General features: G+C 60.0%; 15 protein-coding genes. 5 read left to right on the top strand and 10 right to left on the bottom strand.

Annotated features, from left to right (window positions below; translation table 11 throughout):
* Positions 1-74: 74 nt before the first annotated feature.
* The 8 genes from ACR0JN_RS19670 to acs form a co-directional block, all read right to left on the bottom strand.
* Complete coding sequence (locus tag ACR0JN_RS19670) at positions 75-575, bottom strand: flavin reductase family protein (protein WP_480817951.1); 501 nt, start codon at positions 573-575, stop codon at positions 75-77.
* Between the two features lie 88 nt (positions 576-663).
* On the bottom strand, positions 664-2,076 hold the full coding sequence (locus ACR0JN_RS19675) for a 3'-5' exonuclease (protein ID WP_480888200.1): 1,413 nt from the start codon (positions 2,074-2,076) through the stop codon (positions 664-666).
* Between the two features lie 2 nt (positions 2,077-2,078).
* Positions 2,079-2,597: a hypothetical protein gene (locus ACR0JN_RS19680; RefSeq protein WP_480888201.1), complete on the bottom strand. Its 519-nt coding sequence runs from the start codon at positions 2,595-2,597 to the stop codon at positions 2,079-2,081.
* A 94-nt stretch (positions 2,598-2,691) separates the two neighbouring features.
* Positions 2,692-4,515 (bottom strand): DUF294 nucleotidyltransferase-like domain-containing protein, encoded by a 1,824-nt coding sequence (locus ACR0JN_RS19685; RefSeq protein WP_480888202.1) that lies wholly within the window; start codon positions 4,513-4,515, stop codon positions 2,692-2,694.
* Positions 4,516-4,624: 109 nt separating this feature from the next.
* Positions 4,625-6,409 (bottom strand): sodium:solute symporter family protein, encoded by a 1,785-nt coding sequence (locus ACR0JN_RS19690; protein ID WP_480888203.1) that lies wholly within the window; start codon positions 6,407-6,409, stop codon positions 4,625-4,627.
* A gap of 15 nt (positions 6,410-6,424) precedes the next feature.
* The gene (locus tag ACR0JN_RS19695) at positions 6,425-6,709 is read right to left on the bottom strand and encodes a DUF4212 domain-containing protein (RefSeq protein WP_480610301.1); all 285 of its coding nucleotides are present in this window, start codon (positions 6,707-6,709) and stop codon (positions 6,425-6,427) included.
* A 179-nt stretch (positions 6,710-6,888) separates the two neighbouring features.
* Positions 6,889-7,572, bottom strand: a complete 684-nt coding sequence (locus tag ACR0JN_RS19700; protein WP_480888204.1) for an adenylate kinase — start codon at positions 7,570-7,572, stop codon at positions 6,889-6,891.
* Positions 7,573-7,579: 7 nt separating this feature from the next.
* Positions 7,580-9,544 (bottom strand): acetate--CoA ligase, encoded by a 1,965-nt coding sequence (acs, locus tag ACR0JN_RS19705; RefSeq protein ID WP_480888205.1) that lies wholly within the window; start codon positions 9,542-9,544, stop codon positions 7,580-7,582.
* 429 nt (positions 9,545-9,973) lie between these two features.
* Here acs and ACR0JN_RS19710 point away from each other — a divergent pair, with 429 nt between their 5' ends.
* The 3 genes from ACR0JN_RS19710 (at position 9,974) to ACR0JN_RS19720 (ending at position 13,088) form a co-directional block, all read left to right on the top strand.
* Positions 9,974-10,990 (top strand): C4-dicarboxylate TRAP transporter substrate-binding protein, encoded by a 1,017-nt coding sequence (locus ACR0JN_RS19710; RefSeq protein ID WP_480817959.1) that lies wholly within the window; start codon positions 9,974-9,976, stop codon positions 10,988-10,990.
* Between the two features lie 61 nt (positions 10,991-11,051).
* Positions 11,052-11,681 (top strand): TRAP transporter small permease subunit, encoded by a 630-nt coding sequence (locus ACR0JN_RS19715; RefSeq protein ID WP_480888206.1) that lies wholly within the window; start codon positions 11,052-11,054, stop codon positions 11,679-11,681.
* Between the two features lie 3 nt (positions 11,682-11,684).
* Complete coding sequence (locus ACR0JN_RS19720) at positions 11,685-13,088, top strand: TRAP transporter large permease (protein ID WP_480817961.1); 1,404 nt, start codon at positions 11,685-11,687, stop codon at positions 13,086-13,088.
* Positions 13,089-13,231: 143 nt separating this feature from the next.
* On the opposite strand, the gene ACR0JN_RS19725 is transcribed toward ACR0JN_RS19720, so the two are convergent.
* Positions 13,232-14,275, bottom strand: coding sequence for an ornithine cyclodeaminase (locus tag ACR0JN_RS19725; protein WP_480888207.1), 1,044 nt, complete (start codon positions 14,273-14,275; stop codon positions 13,232-13,234).
* Entirely contained in the window at positions 14,275-15,195 is a 921-nt protein-coding gene (gene rocF, locus ACR0JN_RS19730; protein WP_480888208.1) for an arginase, read from the bottom strand. The genes ACR0JN_RS19725 and rocF overlap by 1 nt, the downstream gene beginning before the upstream one ends.
* 86 nt (positions 15,196-15,281) lie before the next feature.
* Here rocF and ACR0JN_RS19735 point away from each other — a divergent pair, with 86 nt between their 5' ends.
* Both ACR0JN_RS19735 and mprF read left to right on the top strand, forming a co-directional pair.
* Positions 15,282-15,710 carry an Lrp/AsnC family transcriptional regulator gene (locus ACR0JN_RS19735; RefSeq protein ID WP_480817964.1) on the top strand — a complete coding sequence of 143 codons (429 nt, stop codon included), beginning with the start codon at positions 15,282-15,284 and terminating at the stop codon, positions 15,708-15,710.
* Positions 15,711-15,820: 110 nt separating this feature from the next.
* Positions 15,821-18,427, top strand: a complete 2,607-nt coding sequence (gene mprF, locus ACR0JN_RS19740) for a bifunctional lysylphosphatidylglycerol flippase/synthetase MprF (protein WP_480888209.1) — start codon at positions 15,821-15,823, stop codon at positions 18,425-18,427.

Genomic DNA, 18,427 nt, shown 5'->3' on the forward strand with positions numbered 1-18,427 from the left:
GCATTGCCTGTGGTGGTCGCGGGCCAGATAGCAATTTATCGGGCCACTCGCCAGAGATGAAGAGAAACGAATATTCAGATGTTGTCGAGAAACTTGCCAAACTGCCCGCGCTTGAAAATCAGGCCTTGCCCAGGTCGGTGCATGACCGTTTCGACCTGGCCGATCAGGATCAAATGATCTCCGGCCTCGTGGCGGGCATGCAGGCGGCAATCGAACCGCGCGAGACAATTGGCCAGACGCGGGCGGCCAGACGCGTCCGCGGCCCATTCGGCATGCGAGAAATCGGCTCCGTCGCGAGCAAACCGCAGCGCCTGATCCTGCTGTTCCTGCGCCATGATATGGATCGAGTAGTGCTGGCAGTCGCAGAACGCCCCGAAGCGGTTCGAGTCTTTGGCCAGACACCACAAGACCAGCGGCGGGTCCAGTGACACTGACGCGAAAGAGTTCACGGTGATCGCGCGCGGCCCTTGTTCCGTTTCCGTGGTGATGACGGTCACACCTGTGCCAAAAGCCCCCAAAGCCTCGCGAAAGGCGAGACTTTGATCCGGACTGGGGGTAAAGGTCTTTTCGGTCATCGCGCGTGTTCCTTGGCCGCGCATCAGGTGCCATGGCCTGCGGGGTTTGTCCATCGAAAGCTGACTTTGACCGGGATATTACGGCAGGTCAGTTCAGGTCTTCGAGCAGACGACCATGTTTACGCGTCTCGACAATGACAGCCCCGAAGGTGTTCATGCCGCGGGCCTGTAGCATCGGCAACATCTTAACCAGCGCCTCGGCTGTTGCTACTGCGTCCCCAAGGGCGGTGTGGCGCAGCGCCTCGGGGATTTCGATGTCCAGCCGGTCGCACAGCGCGTCCAGCGTGTGGGTGTCGCTGGCTCCGAACAGAACCGCCGACAGCAGGACCGTATCCAGAATCGGGTGATCCCATTCGACGTTCATGCGCTTGGCGTGGCGACGCAGAAAGGCCATGTCGAACGGTGCGTTATGGGCCACGATCACCGCATCGCGGGCAAACTGGTGAAAGAGCCGCCCGGCCTCGGCAATGTCCGGCGCGCCCCGAACCATCTGGTCGCTGACCTTGTGAACCCGGGTCGAGGCGGGCGGGATCGGAATGCCGGGATTGACCAGCGTGTCAATGCGCTCACCTTCGACAATCCGGCCATTAAGAACCCGAACCGCGCCGATCTGGACGATTTCGTCCTTGTGCGGCAGCAGGCCGGTGGTTTCGGTGTCGAAGACCACGAAGCACAGATCGGATAGCGAGAGGCTTTCAAATTCGCCTTCAGTGGCGGTTTTAAGCAGATCGAAATCATAGACCAGTGGGCGTTCGGCATCGGGCGAGATTTGCGCCGCGCTGTCGTCGAAAATCAGCATGTAGCCAGGCGCGTCGCCCAGCGGTTTCATCCGTGCCGAATAGGTCTGATTTCCGTCGACACTGCGCAACGTGCAGGTCACGTCCATGCCCGTCTTCGTCAGCTTCGCATAGGCTCCTTCCAAATGCGTCGGATCGAGGTATTCAAAAAGCGAGGCATTCAGTCGGGGATGGGCGATCTGGGCCAGAACCTCGGCCGCTTGCGCGTCATAGAGAACGATTTTATGCGTCGGCCCCGCCAGCAGCATGGCGACGGGGATTTCTGTCAGCAGCGCCGTCAGCCGCTGTTTTTCCGACGCGAGGTTTGCGGTTTCGGCGGCGATGGCCTCGGCAATGTTCATGGTTTTGTCGGACAATCGATCCGCAAGTCCGGCGGCGGCCGGGGCAAGATCGCCAAGGTACTTTGCAGCGTCCAGATCCATGTCCGTGCTGACGCCCGCATGTGCCCGCGCGCGCAATTCGGCAGACAGGCGCTCAATCGGTTTGGCGACATTGTCGTCGAACAGCAGCCAAATCCCGGCGATCATGGCGAGAAATCCGAAGGCAATCAGGATTTCGGCGAAGATGAACGAATCCAACAATTCCGGTTCGTTGGACCGTGCATAACTGACCCAAAGCGCAACCGCGCTGACAGCCAGCCCGCCCACAGCCAGGAGGCAGAAGAACAGAAAGACGCGCAGGCGCAGGCTCAGCTTGGTCAGCATGATCAGACTCCGCAGGTTGCCTCGATAATCGGGTCGTCGGAACCGGGGGTGACCCAGTCTGCGTTCAGCACACGGCCGTCATCTCCGAACTCGACCCCGTCGGCCAGGCTGGCGCGGCGGTTTTCGGCGCAGTTGACAGCGACCGGGAGTTTGGACACCGGGGCCCAGCGGCCAAAGAAATACAGATCGACAAGGCGCTGGTCCGGCACCTCGTTATTCTTGCGCACCGAGACTGTGTCGATGGCCGCGAAACGGTCGACAAAGGGCACCGCATAGGTCCAAGGGCGATAGAACGCGCGGCTTTCGACCACTTCGATAATCTCAAGACTGCCGGGCAGGGTATCGCGGGTGCGCTCATACCAGGAATACTCGCTGGCGATGGTCATGCCGATCATCCCCAGCCCGGCAGCAACAGGGGTCACCCAGCGAGGCAGACGCCCGCCTGTCAGCTTGTTCAGCACCATCACGACGCCCGCAAACGCAAAGCCCGCAAAAATCGTGCCGATCAATTCAAGAAACATATGTATCCTCCACCCTTCAGGCGTGAACCGCCTCTTCTTCTCGTTCCAAATACGGTCGCCGAAGGCGATCCCTGCGCTCTGTGTTGGCGCGCCCTTATCCTAACATCCCCTTACCGTGCCCCACTGCGGACTGCATTGTTTTTATCACCACAAACGCATCCCTAAGATGACTTCGCTCAAAGTCCGACAGATTTGAGGGGGGCAGGTAATTATCCGGTTTGTCGCCGGATTTCACCAGCCTGACCTGATGTTCGAGCCGGGTTTCGGCGATCAGGTCGTATGCGTCCAGCAAGTCCCGTGCGCCCGACGGGCTGAGCACGCCTGCGCCTTCGCCGGCTTTCAAGCGGGCGCGGGTGTTGGCCTCGGGCAGTTGGCCCTGCAGGCTGTAGATGCGCGCCAGATCGACCACCGGGACAACGCCGTTGTGTTTCAGATCCAGTGTGTTGCGATGCTCGCCTGACCGGATGGTCGCAAAGCCGCGCAGCAGGCCCAAGGGTGGGGTGTGTTTCAGCGAATTCGCGATCATGTGCGCGACAAAGATTGAATTGGCGCTGGCGGCTTTCAGGGTTTCCGCCTGTAGGTTGGCAAACAAGTCGAACGCGCCGCCAATCGGGCGCAGGTCGAACATGACCGAGGCCAGCATCTGCGCTTCGGGGTTCGGTTTTGCGATCCAGCCGCTGAAATACTCGCGCCAGACCTGCACCGGCTGACACCAGCGCGGATTGGTCGCCATCATATCGCCGGGGCAATAGAAATACCCGCAGACGTCCAGCCCGTCTGACACGAATTTCGCAAGCGCGGCGAAATAGGGCATGTCACCCTCGGTCACGCTGTCGTCCAGCATCAGGCAATTGTCCTGATCCGACACGCCTGTCTGTTCCTGCCGCCCCTGCGACCCGCAGGCCAGCCAAAGATAAGGCACCGGTGGCGGGCCAAGCTTTTCCTCGGCCAGCGCCAGAAGCCGCCGCGTGACCGTATCTGCAACGTCGGTAATCAGTCGGGTGACGATCTCATGCCGGTTGCCGCTGGCCACAAGCTGCACCAGAAGCTGCGGGATTTCTGCCGTGACCTGCGCCATATCCTCGGCCGAACTTGCGTTCGCAATCTGCCGCACCAGTTCGGCTGAGTTTACGGCCTGATAGTGGGTCAGGTCCGTTTGGGTGACGATACCGACCAGTTGCCCGCCTTCGCAGATCGGGATGTGGCCGATCCCACGCTCCATCATCACGTGCAGCACGTCCGATCCGATGTCGGAGGGTGACAGGGTGACAGGGTCAGGCGTCATGATCGCCGAGACCGGCGTATCCGGTGCCATCGCATCGGCTACGTATTTGCCCGAGATGTCCCGCAGGGTCGCAATGCCCAGAAGCTTGTTTTGATCACTGACACACAGCGACGAAATCCGCTTGTCGCGCATGATCTGCGCCGCGTCCCGAACCGATGTTGCCGGAGGGCAGGTGGCTGGATTGTGGGCCATCAGCACGTCGATAGCGCTGGTTGCCAGGCTTTGCGGACCGGAGCGTCCACCCCGTGTTCGGTTGAAGAATTTTGAAACGACGTCATGACCGTCGATCAGTTCGCGCACCAGATCGGGGGGCAGAACGATCAGGACCGAAGGCGAATTCGCTCGCGCCTTGGTCGTGGCTTTGCCGTCTTTGAGAAGCCCGCGTTCGCCAAATGAATTACGCAGACCCAGATGAGACACAACCTCGCCGTTCTCATCGGTGATTTCGACCTGTCCTTCATAGATCACGAAAACGCCGGGCAGGGTGTGGCCCAAATCGTAAACGCTGCCGTCCTCGTCAACTTCCCAAACCTCAATCTGCTTGGCGATGTCCTCAAGCACTGTTTCCGGCAGAGAGTCATAAGGGTGCACGGATTTCAGGAACCGGGTTATCTGGTCATGGGACAGGGGCATCATATGTCTCCGGTTGTCTGAAAGAAAAATCCCGCCCGGTGGTATGCCGGGCGGGACAAGTAAGTCGAAAGACGCGGCAGATGGAAGTTAACCATATGCCGCATCAGGCTCATTTATTCTGAGCTGCGCCCGCGCCACGGGGAATGCGAACGCTTTCGACCAGATCTTTGATCTCCTGCGGAGTCTCTTTGGTCATGCCTGCAACAATGTAGGCAGTCGCAAAGTTGATCATCGCACCGATTGCGCCGAACGAGGTCGACTTGATCGGACCCAGCAGCGGGTCAGCATCGGTGAACGAGTTGGTGCCCGGAATGAACAGCCAGCCCTTGTGCAGGAAGATGTAGACCAATGTGACGACCAGACCAGCCAGCATACCTGCAACCGCGCCGGTGTTGTTGATGCGGGTCGAGAAGATCCCCATCATCAGCGCCGGGAAGATCGAGGCAGCCGCCAGACCAAAGGCCAAGGCCACGGTTTGTGCCGCAAAGCCCGGTGGGTTCAGACCCAGATAGGTTGCAACCAGGATGGCTACGGCCATTGCGATACGCGCGGCCAGCAGTTCACCTTTTTCCGAGATCTGCGGATTGATCGCACCTTTGACAAGGTCGTGGGACACAGCCGACGAGATTGCCAACAACAGGCCCGCAGCGGTCGACAGAGCAGCCGCAAGACCACCGGCAGCGACCAGACCGATCACCCAACCCGGCAGGTTGGCAATCTCGGGGTTGGCCAGAACCAGGATGTCACGGTTGAACTTGGTCAGCTCGTTTCCAACCCAGCCTTTTTCTTCAGCGAGTGCCTGCATGTCTGCATTGGCATCGTTGTAGTACTGGATTTTGCCGTCGCCGTTCTTGTCTTCCCAATCCAACAGGCCGGTTTTCTGCCAAGTCTTCATCCAGTCATAGCGCGGATCGGAGTCGATTTCCTCAACAGAGACAGCGCCACCTTGGATGCCACCATTGGGCCACATCATGTCGGTGATGTTCAGGCGAGCCATTGCGCCAACCGCAGGGGCGGTCAGGTACAGCAGCGCGATGAAGACCAGCGTCCAGCCAGCCGACCAGCGGGCATCCGACACTCTCGGCACGGTGAAGAAGCGCATGATCACGTGCGGCAGACCGGCGGTACCGATCATCAGCGATAGCGTGAACAGAACCATGTTCAGCGTGTTCGAGTGGTGTGCTGTATAGTCGTTGAAGCCCAGCTCGGTCACGATCGCATCCAGCTTGGTCAGCAGGGGCTCACCGCTGGCGGTGTCACCGAACAGACCCAGTGCAGGGATCGGCGTGCCGGTCAGCTGCAGCGAGATGAAGATCGCCGGGATGGTGTAGGCGGTGATCAGCACGCAGTACTGAGCGACCTGAGTGTAGGTCACGCCCTTCATCCCACCAAACACCGCGTAGGCAAACACGACACAGGCACCGATCAGCAGACCGGATGTGTTCGACACCTCGAGGAAGCGACCAAAGGCCACGCCCACACCGGTCATCTGACCGATAACGTAGGTCACCGACGCGACGATCAGGCAGACAACTGCAACGATACGTGCGGTCTGGCTGTAGAAACGGTCGCCGATGAATTCCGAGACGGTGTATTTGCCGAACTTACGCAGGTAAGGCGCAAGCAGCAGAGCCAGCAGCACGTAGCCACCGGTCCAACCCATCAGGAAGGTCGAGTTGTCATAGCCGGTAAAGGCAATCAGGCCCGCCATCGAGATGAACGAGGCCGCAGACATCCAGTCCGCCGCTGTCGCCATACCGTTGGTGACCGGGTGAACGCCGCGACCGGCGGCGTAGAATTCCGATGTGGAACCCGCGCGGGCCCAGATCGCGATGCCGATGTATAGCGCGAAGGATGCGCCAACAAACAGCAGGTTGATGGTAAACTGATCCATTATCCCCGCTCTCCCTTACTCTTCGTCCACGCCGAACTCGGCGTCCAGCTTGTTCATGCGCCAGGCGTAGTTGAAGATCAGCACCAGAAAGACCAGAATTGATCCCTGCTGAGCGAACCAAAAGCCCAGATCGGTTCCGCCGACGGAGATGCCCGACAGCAGCGGACGCAGCAGAATGCCGAATCCAAATGACACCAGCGCCCAGATCGCGAGGCTGATGTAGATTAGACGCAGGTTGGCCTGCCAATAGCCCTTATCGGCCTCGGCAGTCTGCGCGGAGTTCGTAGATTGATCCGCCATGCGGGGTCCTCCTTCGCTTCCTCGTTGGGCGGCCCGTGCCCAACTCCTCCAGTGCCTCGGGCCGCTTCTCACATGTGCCGGACGACTCATGACGTCAGGCAAAACTTCTTGGTTCCGCCAGAGCGGGTCCTTGAAGTATTCTTTTTGGAATCAAAGCCTTGCGGCTTTCTATCCCCTCCTTAGTTCATCGTGTTGCCGACGATCGTCTCAAGATCGCTGGCAATGTTTTCGATCTTGCCCATGGCGTCCGTGCGCTGCAGGACACCATGAGTTTCGTAGTAGTTGATCAGCGGCGCGGTCTGCGCGTGATAGGCCTGCAGGCGCGAGGCCACGGTTTCAGCATTGTCATCCGCGCGGCGCTTGAACTCGGTATGGCCGCACTTGTCGCAGGTGCCTTCGACGGCGGGCTGCTTGAACGTGTCGTGGTAGCCCTCGCCGCAACCGGCGCAGGTGTAGCGACCCGAGATGCGGGTGACCATTTCCGCGTCCTCAACCTCAAGGCTGATTGCGGCGCTGATCTTCTGGCCGTTTTCCGACAACAGCCCGTCCAGCGCCTCGGCCTGAACCGTGGTGCGGGGAAAGCCGTCCAGAATTACACCCTTGGCGCAATCCGGCTCGGCCATGCGGTCGCGCAGGATGGCGATGACGATTTCATCGCTAACCAGATCGCCTGCATCCATGACGGCCTTTGCGGCTTTCCCTGCCTCGGTCCCGGCAGCAACCGCAGCACGCAACAAATCGCCGGTGCTGAGTTGCACGAGGCCAAACTTCTCTTCCAGCATACGGGCCTGAGTTCCCTTCCCGGCGCCCGGAGGGCCGAGAAGGATCAGAACAGCGGGGGGTGTGACCGTGTCAGCGTCCATCACACCCTCACTTGTTCGCGCGGTTCTGGATCAGATCATCGACAACCGACGGATCGGCCAGTGTCGAGGTATCGCCCAGCGAGCCGAAATCGTTCTCGGCAATCTTGCGCAGGATACGGCGCATGATCTTGCCCGAGCGGGTCTTGGGCAGGCCCGGCGACCACTGGATCACGTCCGGGCTGGCAATCGGCCCGATCTCGGTCCGAACCCAGGTGCGCAGCTCTTTCATAAGCTCGTCCGAGGGTTCACGATCATTCATCAGCGTGACGTAGCAATAGATGCCTTGCCCCTTGATTTCATGGGGATAGCCCACAACAGCGGCTTCAGCCACGGCCGCATGCGCCACCAGCGCGCTTTCCACTTCGGCGGTGCCCATGCGGTGGCCCGAGACGTTGATCACGTCATCGACGCGGCCGGTGATCCAGTAATCGCCATCCTCGTCGCGGCGGCAACCGTCACCGGTGAAATAGTAGCCTTTGTAGTCCGAGAAATAGGTTTTCTCGAACCGCTCATGGTCGCCCCAGACGGTGCGCATCTGGCCGGGCCAGCTGTCCTTGATGCACAGAACGCCCTCGACCCCGTTGCCGTTGATCTCGACCCCGGATTGCGGGTCCAGAACCACCGGTTGGATGCCGAAGAACGGTTTCATCGCCGAGCCGGGCTTCATCGAATGTGCGCCGGGCAGGGGGGTCATCAGGTGACCGCCGGTTTCGGTCTGCCACCAGGTGTCCACGATCGGGCATTTGCCCTTGCCGACAACGTCGTTGTACCAGTTCCAGGCCTCGGGGTTGATCGGTTCGCCCACGGTGCCGAGCGTCCGCAGATCGCTCAGGTCGTGCTTTTCGACCCACTCATTACCCTGGCCCATCAGCGCGCGGATCGCGGTGGGGGCGGTGTAGAACTGGTTCACCTTGTGTTTCGCGCAGACTTCCCAGAACCGACCCGCGTCGGGAAAGGTGGGTACGCCTTCGAACATCAGCGTGGTCGCGCCGTTGGCGAGCGGACCATAGACAATATAGCTGTGACCGGTGACCCAGCCTACGTCAGCGGTACACCAGTAGATGTCACCTTCGTGGTAATCAAAGGTGATCTCATGCGTCATCGAGGCATAGACCAGATAACCGCCGGTCGTGTGAACAACCCCTTTCGGTTGACCGGTCGAGCCTGAGGTATAGAGGATGAACAACGGGTCCTCGGCATTCATTTCAGCCGGGGCGCAGTAATCATCCGCTTCAAGCGCCATTTCGTTGTAATCAAAGTCGCGATCCGCGATCCATGTGGTCTGACCGCCGGTCCGCTTGACCACCAGACATTTGACCGTGTCCTTACAGTGCAGCAAGGCCGCATCCGCGTTCGATTTCAGCGGCGTTTTGCGACCACCACGCGGTGCCTCGTCCGCAGTGATCACAACTTTGGCGTCGCATCCGTTGACCCGGGCCGCGAGAGCATCGGGCGAGAAACCGGCGAATACGATCGAATGGATCGCGCCAATCCGTGCACAGGCCAGCATGGCATAGGCTGCTTCGGGGATCATCGGCAGGTAAATGACAACGCGTTCGCCTTTGCGAACGCCCAGCGATTCCAGGATGTTTGCCATCCGGCAGGTGCGGCGGTGCAGTTCCGCATAGGTGATGTGCTGGGCCGCGTCTTTTGGATCGTCAGGCTCCCAGATAATCGCCGTCTGATCGCCGCGGGTTTTCAGGTGGCGGTCCAGACAGTTTGCCGAAACGTTCAGCGTGCCATCGGCATACCAGTTGATTTTGACCGAACCGAAGTCGTAATTCGTGTCCTTGACCTGAGAAAAAGGCTTGATCCAGTCGACGCGCTTGCCCTGTTCACCCCAGAATGCGTCCGGATCATTGATCGAGGCTGCATACATCTCGGAGTATTTCGCGGCATCTACATGTGCACGCGCAACAGTTTCTGCGGATGGCGGATATGTCTTGGCATCTGCCTGGGCAGCGGTGGTCATATGAGGCTCCTCTCCTCTAAGACTGGAATGCGTAGGATCGTTTCTGCCAGTTGCCCTGGAAATGTCGACCCATTTCCTCCCCGCGCTGAATATTACCGATGCGTGAAAATAAATAAATAAATTGCCGAAATATCAGGATTAGTTTGTAAAGAAATTTTTGAACTTTCTGTGAGTTTGTAAATTTTGGGCGCAGAATTAGAAAAGTAACTTATTAAACAAATGGGTAAATGTAACATCCGTCAAGGCGGAAGCTGACCGAATAAAGCTTCCGGTTGGCCGAGCGTCCGGGTGCCGACAGGCTGGCTCTCCTGCATCCGACCGGCGGACTTGTCTTGTCTGTCTGCCGCATGGGGTTGGCACAACGTTATGTTGGCGCTAGCTTCTTTCCAAGCGCTCCGGCAAAGGGGCGCACCAACGGGAGAGATCATTATGAAAAGAATGCTGAGCGGCGCTGCCGTCGCCGCCTTGGGCGTTGCCTTCGTCACCGAAGCCGCAGCCACCGAATGGAATGCGTCCGTCTGGGGCAAGCGCCGCGCCTTTACTGAACATGTCGAAAAACTGGCCGAGCTTGTCAGCGAGAAAACCGGCGGAGACTTCACCATCAACGTCAGCTACGGCGGCCTGTCGAAACCGCGCGAGAATCTGGACGGGATTGAGATCGGCGCGTTCGAGATGGCCCAGTTCTGCGCCGGGTATCACCGGGACAAGAATCGCGCGATCACCGTTCTTGAACTGCCATTCCTCGGCGTGAACAATCTGGAAGAAGAGGTGGCTGTCAGCCACGCGGTCTATGACCATCCCGCCGTGAAGGATGAGATGGCGCAGTGGAACGCACGCATCATCATGACCTCGCCCATGCCGCAGTACAACATCGTGGGCACCGGCGAGCCGCGCGACGAACTGTCGGATTTTGACGGCATGCGGGTCCGCGCCACCGGTGGTCTTGGGCAGGCGTTTGAAGCCGTTGGCGGTGTGCCGACCTCGGTTCCCGCGACCGAAGCCTTCAACGCAATGGAATCCGGCGTGGTCGACACGGTCGCCTTTGCCCAGCACGCGCATCTGTCTTTCGGTACGATCAACGAGGCCGATTGGTGGACCGCAAACCTGAACCCCGGCACGGTAAACTGCCCGGTTGTGGTGAACATCGACGCCTACGAGGCGCTGTCACCCGAACATCGCGAGGCGCTGGACAGTTCCATCGACGAGGCCATCGACCACTACCTGGCCAACTATGGCGGGCTGCTCGAACAATGGGACAGCGTGCTTGAAGAGAAGGGCGTTAAGAAGGTCGAGATTGACGACGCGGTGATCGAAGAGTTCCGCACAACAGCGGCCGATCCGATCCGCGAGCAGTGGATCGCGGACATGTCCGCTCAGGGTCTGCCAGCGCAGGATCTGTACGATCTGGTGCAAGCGACACTGCAACAACAGCGCGGTGGTAACTGACCGCTATAGCCGGGTGCCTCTACGGGCACCCGGTTTCTTCTGGACATAGGGAATAAGCGGCATGGCAGGACAAGCCACCGTGCTGGAAGATGGCAGTCGCCTCAGCCAGTTGGACCAGCGTTTGCTGGGGTTGGAACGGTTTTTGGCGCTGATCAGCGGGCTGGCGGTGTTCAGCCTGATGGTGATGGCGGTGGTGTCCGTCAGCGGGCGCAACGCCTTTAATGCACCACTGCCGGGCTATGTCGACTGGATCGAACAGGCAATGCCGCTGATCGCGTTTCTGGGCATCTCTTACGTACAGCGCGATGGTGGGCATATCCGTATGGACATCGTGATTTCCCGGCTGCATGGCCGGGCGCTGTGGCTGTTCGAACTGACCTCGGTCATTCTAATCCTTGTGTTGATGCTGGCACTGGTTTGGGGCAGCTGGTCGCATTTCGACCGGTCTTTCGATTTTGGCGCGCCGCTGTGGAGCCGGGACAGTTCCATCGACATCGGCATCCCCCTTTGGCCCGCCAAATTGCTGGCGCCCGTCGCGTTTTCGGTCTTGTGCCTGCGGTTGCTGCTGCAGGTCTGGGGTTATGGGCGCGCGCTGTTTCTTGGGCTTGAGGCCCCAGTTGCCGTTCCGTTGATACAGGACGCAGCAGCACAGGCAGCGGCCGAGGCCGAGCAGTTCGAAGGGCAGGACTAGGCCATGGACACGATTGAAATCGGCCTGTGGGTGACCGGTGGTCTGCTGGTTCTGGTCGTCACCGGCATGCGCGTGGCATTTGCGGCGGGTCTTGCAGGCTTGTTCGGGCTGGTTTGGATCTTCTGGGCCAAGTTCGGATATGACCCCGACCGTTTCGGCAGAGCGGTGACCGTTGCCGTGAAAACAGCGGGGCAGGTGCCCCATTCCAAGGTTGCTGCCCACACGCTCAGCCTGATCCCCACCTTCATCCTGATCGGCTACCTTGCCTACTACGCTGGCCTGACCCGCGCCCTGTTCGAGGCCGCCAAGCGCTGGATCGCCTGGGTCCCCGGAGGGTTGGCGGTCTCCACCGTCTTCGCTACCGCCGGGTTCGCAGCGGTATCGGGCGCATCGGTGGCGACATCTGCGGTCTTCGCGCGCATCGCGATCCCCGAAATGCTGAGCGTCGGGTACAACAAGCGCTTCGCCGCTGGCGTTGTGGCTGCCGGGGGGACTTTGGCCTCGCTGATCCCTCCGTCGGCAATTCTCGTAATCTACGCCATCATCGTCGAGCAGGACGTGGGCAAACTGCTGCTGGCCGGGTTCATCCCCGGCGCATTCTCGGCGCTGGTCTATGGCCTGTTGATCGTCGGCATCGCGGTCGTGTTCAAATCCGTCGGCCCGCCGGTGACAGGGTTCAGCTGGAAGCAACGCTTCGCCGCACTGCCTGGGGCCATCCCTATCGTCGCGGTGATCCTGATCATCATCTGTTTTGTCTACAACCCGTTCGGGGACAAGGCCTGGGGCACACCGACCGAAGGCGGCGCAATTGGAGCCTTCATCGTGTTCTGCTTTGCCCTGTTCCACGGCATGCGGTGGGCCGAGTTCAAATCCGCACTGCTGGAAACCGCAAAACTGACCGCCATGATTTTCTCGATCATCTGGGGTGTCCTGATCTATGTGCGGTTCCTGGGCTTCGCGGACCTTCCGGGCGCGTTTTCGGACTGGATCACGTCGCTTGAAATGTCGCCGATGCTGATCCTGATCTGCATCCTTCTGGCCTATGCGGTGCTGGGCATGTTCATGGATGCCATCGGTATGCTGCTGCTGACATTGCCCGTCGTCTACCCGGCGGTGATGGCCCTGAACGGAGGAGAAACCGTTAGCGCCGCTGACAGCGCGTTCGGCATGTCCGGCCCCATGTGCGCGATCTGGTTCGGCATTCTGGTGGTGAAAATGGCCGAGTTCTGCCTGATCACGCCCCCCATCGGCCTGAACTGCTTTGTGGTCGCCGGTGTACGCCCGGACCTGAGCGTTCAGGACGTGTTCAAAGGCGTCACGCCGTTCTTTATTGCGGATGCGGTGACAATCGCGCTGCTGGTCGCTTTTCCGGGGATTGTGCTCTACCTGCCGTCATTGGCGGGGTAGCGAAGGGTTTTTGCGAGGCTCTGCCTCGCGCTCCGAAGTATTTTTAAACAGAAGAAGTGCGGATCCCCTGCTTCATCTGGCTAAAAATATCCCGGGGGAGGCGCCCGGCACGGGCGGCGGGGGCAGAGCCCCCATCGCCCAGCTTATCCGGCCCGCATCAACATCCCAAACAGGTCGCGCGGGTCGTCGGGGTCGGCCAGCATGTCGAGCGGTTCGAAGAAATCGGTGCCCTCAATGGCGCGCTTGACAAAGCGCAGGGCCGAGAAATCTTCGATGGCAAAGCCAACACTGTCGAACAGGGTGATCTGGCGATCATCCGTCCGGCCTTTGGCTTGGCCAGTCATGACCTGCCACATCTCCGTGACCGGGTGATCGGCGTCGAGCGCCTGAATTTCGCCCTCGATACGGGTCTGCTCGGGGTATTCGACGAAAATCTCGGAACGCAGCAGGATATCACGGTGCAGTTCGGTCTTGCCGGGGCAATCACCGCCGATCGCGTTGATATGGACACCGGGGCCGACCATGTTGTCGGTCAGGATCGTGGCGTATTTCTTGTCGGCCGTGCAAGTGGTGATGATCTGCGCGCCTTCGATGGCATCCTCGGGCGTCTTGCAGGGAATGACGGTCAGCCCTTTGCCCTGAAGGTTCGCCGCGCATTTGGCGGTGGCATTGGCATCGGTGTCGTAGAGGCGCACCGTATCGATCCCGCACATCGCCTTGAACGCAAGACACTGGAACTCGGACTGCGCGCCGTTGCCGATCATCGCCATTGTGGTTGCCGATTTCGGTGCCAAATAGCTGCCAACCAGCGCCGAGGTCGCCGCTGTTCGCAGAGCCGTCAGCATCGTCATCTCGGTCAGCAAAGTGGGGTAGCCTGTGTAAACATCCGCCAGCAAGCCAAAGGCCGTTACGGTCTGCAGCCCTTCGGATGTGTTCTTGGGGTGGCCATTCACGTATTTGAAGCCATAGGCTTCACCATCCGAAGTGGGCATCAGTTCGATCACGCCGTGGGGAGAGTGGGCCGGGATGCGTGGGGTTTTGTCGAAGCTTTCCCAACGCTTGAAATCGGCTTCGATCTGGGCGGCGATCTGTGTGATCATCTGCTCAAGACCAATATGGTGAACCAGCCGCATCATGTTGTCGACGGACACAAACGGCACGAGGGCTTTGTCAGAAGGTAGGGTCATCAGAAACTCCGGGTGGGGCGGTCAAAGATGCGGCGGCCCAGCAGTGAGGCGGCCAGATCGACCATGAGTTTTGCGGTGCGTCCGCGTTCATCCAGAAACGGGTTCAGTTCGACCAGATCGAGCGAACAAACCAGCTCGCTTTCGTGCAACAACTCCATCACCAGATGCGCCTCGCGTTCGGTCGCGCCACCGGGAACGGTGGTGCCGACAGCCGGTGCGATGGCGGGGTCCAGGAAATCCACATCCAGCGAGACGTGCAGGATGCCGTTTTCGGCCCGAACACGCTCTAGAAAGGCCAAAAGGGGCGCTTTGATGCCATGTTCGTCGATGCTGCGCATGTCGGCCAGCATCGCGCGGTCATCCTCAAGCCTGGCACGCTCAGCGAGATCGACGGACCGCAGTCCGATCATGCCAACCTGATCAGTCGGCACAGTAGCGGGCAGGGGCGGGAAGGCATCAAACCCGGGTTGGCCAGTGAAATAGGCGACCGGCGTTCCGTGCAGGTTGCCGCTGTCGGTGCTGTCCGGCGTGTGGAAATCGCTGTGGGCATCCAGCCAGAGCACGAACAGAGGGCGATTCAGCCGATCAGCATGCGCGGCCATCCCAGCGACAGTGCCCATCGACAGGGCGTGGTCCCCGCCCATGAAGATCGGCAGGCCTTGATCCGCGACGTCCTGCGCGGTCTGGCTCAGCGCTTCGGTCCAGCCCACGCATTCGGGTAGGGAAAACAGATGCGCGTGATCGGGCGTGTCGGTTGCCCGCGGGCGCACATCGCCGTAATCGGTGACTGTATGACCCAGATCGGTCAGCGCCTGCTGCAATCCGGCCACGCGATAGGCGTCAGGGCCCATGCGGCATCCCTGACGGCGCTTTCCGGCGTCCATGGGTGCGCCGACGAGTGTGATGTGTTTGGTTTCCATATGTCGATCTATCCTGTCATTGCGTCTTGCAGGAAGATGTCAAATTGTTCAAAAGGGAACCCAACAATCCAAAATGGAAATGAGTTATGGACGATTTGGACAACAGGCTGCTTAGCGCACTGTATCGGGATGCCCGTGCGTCCTTGTCTGAGCTGGCCGAAACACTGGGCGTCACCCGCACGACGGTACGCAGCCGGTTGCAGCGCCTGAAAGACTCGGGCGAGATTGTGGGCTTTACTGTCGTCACCCGCCGCGACGTGGCGCAAAGCCCGGTGCGCGGGCTTATGATGCTCGAGATCGAGGGGCGCGGAACCGGAAGAACCATGGCACGGATCGGGGCTATGCCGCAGGTGCAAGCGGTGCATTCGACCAACGGCGCTTGGGATCTGATCGCCGAGATCGGAACCGAAACACTGGCGGAGCTCGACGGGGTTCTGTTTCAGATCCGGCGCATGGACGGGATCACCCGGTCCGAGACAAACCTGCTGCTGTCCACGCGCAAGGGGCGACTTTAGATCTCCGCCACAACGCCGCCCCGTAGTGCTTTGACCTTTAACAAGATTGTGTCAATGTCTGCGGGCAGGCATCGCCGGTGCGTCCGGCGCAGAAAACAGGGACCTTCACAATGACCAGTCACGAGCAAGGCAAAGAACCCCGGGCCGTGCAATGGGCCGAGAAGGTCACGGCGACGCTTGAAAAGCCCTGGGTCCGGATCGCGATTCCCGTTCTGATCACGCTGATCGCGTTGATCGTTCTGCACGAACTGTCGGGCCATGTGAAATGGGCGGATGTGCAGACGGATATCCAGAACACCTCGTGGACGCTGATGTTTTTTGCGTTGTGCTGGACGGCATTCAGCTTTCTGTCTCTTTCGATGTACGACGTGTTTTCGGTGCGAAGCGTTGCGGATGGTGAGGTTCCTTTGCCGGTGGCGGGAATGGCCGGGGCGTGCGGATACGCAGTGTCGAATTGTTTGGGCTTCTCCTACATCACCGGCACGGCGATCCGATATCGGATCTACGCCTCGCTGGGCTTGGATCTTGCGCGTGTGGCCGGGGTGATCGCAACCTCGTGGATCGCGTTCTGGAGCGGGTTGGTACTGACGCTGGGAATGCTGCTGACCTTTCACCCCGATGGCGTGTCCAAGGTCGTCCCGATCAGTGAAACGACGGAAACCATCATCGGGCTGTGCCTTTTGGCTCTGCTAGTCTCGGTGTTTATCTGGCTGTCCAAGGGCGGGCGCAAGCTGTCCTTTGCAGGCGTTGGGTTCAACTTGCCCAGCGGTAAGTTGGCAGGGCTGCTGACGCTGGCGGCGCTTGGCGACTTGTTCGGCGCGTCCATGACGCTGTACATTCTGATGCCCGACGATCTGGGCGTCGGCTTTCCATTCTTCTTCACCGTTTACGTGGCTGCCATCGCGGTTGGTATCCTGAGCCACGCACCGGGTGGGATTGGCGCGTTCGAGGCCACTCTGATCGCGGGGCTTGGCGCATCCGGTCGCTCGGATGTCATTGCTGCATTGGTGCTGTACCGTGTTGTCTACACCTTCCTGCCGTTTGGGATTGCGAGCCTGTCCATTGCAGTGGCCTCGGCCCTGACGCAGCGGCATCGGATTGGTGGGGCGGCAACGTGGGTGTACCGGGTCGTCCGTCCGATCGTGCCGATGGTTGCAGCGGGTGTGGCTGCGGTGGCGGGCGTTATCCTTCTGGTTTCGGGCGCATTGCCGTCGGATAGCCAAAGCCTGGGCGTTTTGCGAGAGTTCCTGCCCCTGTCCTTTGTCGAGGCATCGCATCTGCTGGGCAGCGCCGTTGGGGTGCTGTTGTTGCTGGTCTCGCGCGGGTTGTTCCGCAAGCTCTATCGGGCGTGGGTGGTTGCAATGCTGTTGATGGTGGCGGGGTTTGTCGCCTCGCTCACCAAAGGGCTGGATACGCATGAGGCGATTGGCATTCTGGCAACGATTGCCCTGCTGGCAACGTTCCGCGGTGCGTTCTACCGGGTCAGCGGCGCGTCGATCTTCCGGCTCAACATTCCGTGGCTGGTCAGTGTTGTGGCGCTGCTGGCGGTGATCTTCTGGATCGGCCTGTTTGCCTATTCCCATGTGGAATACCAGAACGCCCTGTGGTGGGAGTTTGCGTGGAACGGCGACGCCTCACGTTTCCTGCGTTCCAGCCTCGTGGTGGCGGTGATCCTTGGGGTGGTTGCGGTGAACTCGCTGTTTGGGCGGGAAATTCCCACGCCGGTCCGCACGGAAATCCCCGAAGTTGTCGAGCGCCTTGTGATGGAATGCGAGGATACTGAGTCGCAGATCTCGCTGACCGGCGACAAACAATTCCTGATCTCGCCGGATGAGACCGCGTTCATCGCCTATGCCGATACAGGCAACGCCATCATCTCAAAAGGCGAGCCGGTCGGGGATGAGGCGGCGGGCAAGCAGTTGATCTGGCAAATGCGCGAAATGGCGGATCGCGAGGGCAAGCTATGCGCTTTCTACAGCGTCTCGACCAAGTATCTGCCGACCTTTCTGGACCTCGGCCTGTCGATCCTGAAGATTGGCGAGGTCGCGCGGGTCCCGCTAAAAGACTTCTCGCTGGACGGAAAATCGCGCAAGCGGTTCCGGCAGGCCAAGAACCGGGCCGAGCGCGAAGGCTATGTGTTCGAGATCATCCCGAAGGAAAACCTGGCCCCGGTGTTGCCGGAACTGCGCCAGATTTCAGATGACTGGCTGGCGCGGAAGGCGGGTGAAGAGAAAGGTTTTGCGCTGGGTGGGTTCGATGACGACTACCTGTCTTACTTCGACCATGCCGTCCTGCGGAATGAGGACGGCAAGATCATGGCCTTTGCCAACCTGTTTCAGGGCGGACACAAATCTGAACTATCGCTGGACCTGATGCGGTATGAGCCCGACAGCCCCAGCTTTGTGATGGACGCGCTGTTTGCGGAGATGATGGTGTGGGGGGCCGAGCAGGGCTTTCACTGGTTCTCACTCGGGGCCGCGCCGTTTTCGGGGATCGAGAACCGCCAGCTTGCCTCGCTTTGGAACCGGATCGGCGGGTTTGTCTATGAGCATGGCGAGCAGTTTTACCACTTCGAGGGCCTGCGCAGCTTCAAACAAAAGTTCGAACCCGAATGGAGCCCGAACTATCTGGCCAGCCCCGGTGGCTTCGCGGCCCCGCGCATTTTGTACGAGGTGAATATCCTGATCTCGGGCGGTCTGCGCGGGTTGACGAAGTAA

It is taken from the genome of Ruegeria sp. G12, assembly GCF_056533565.1.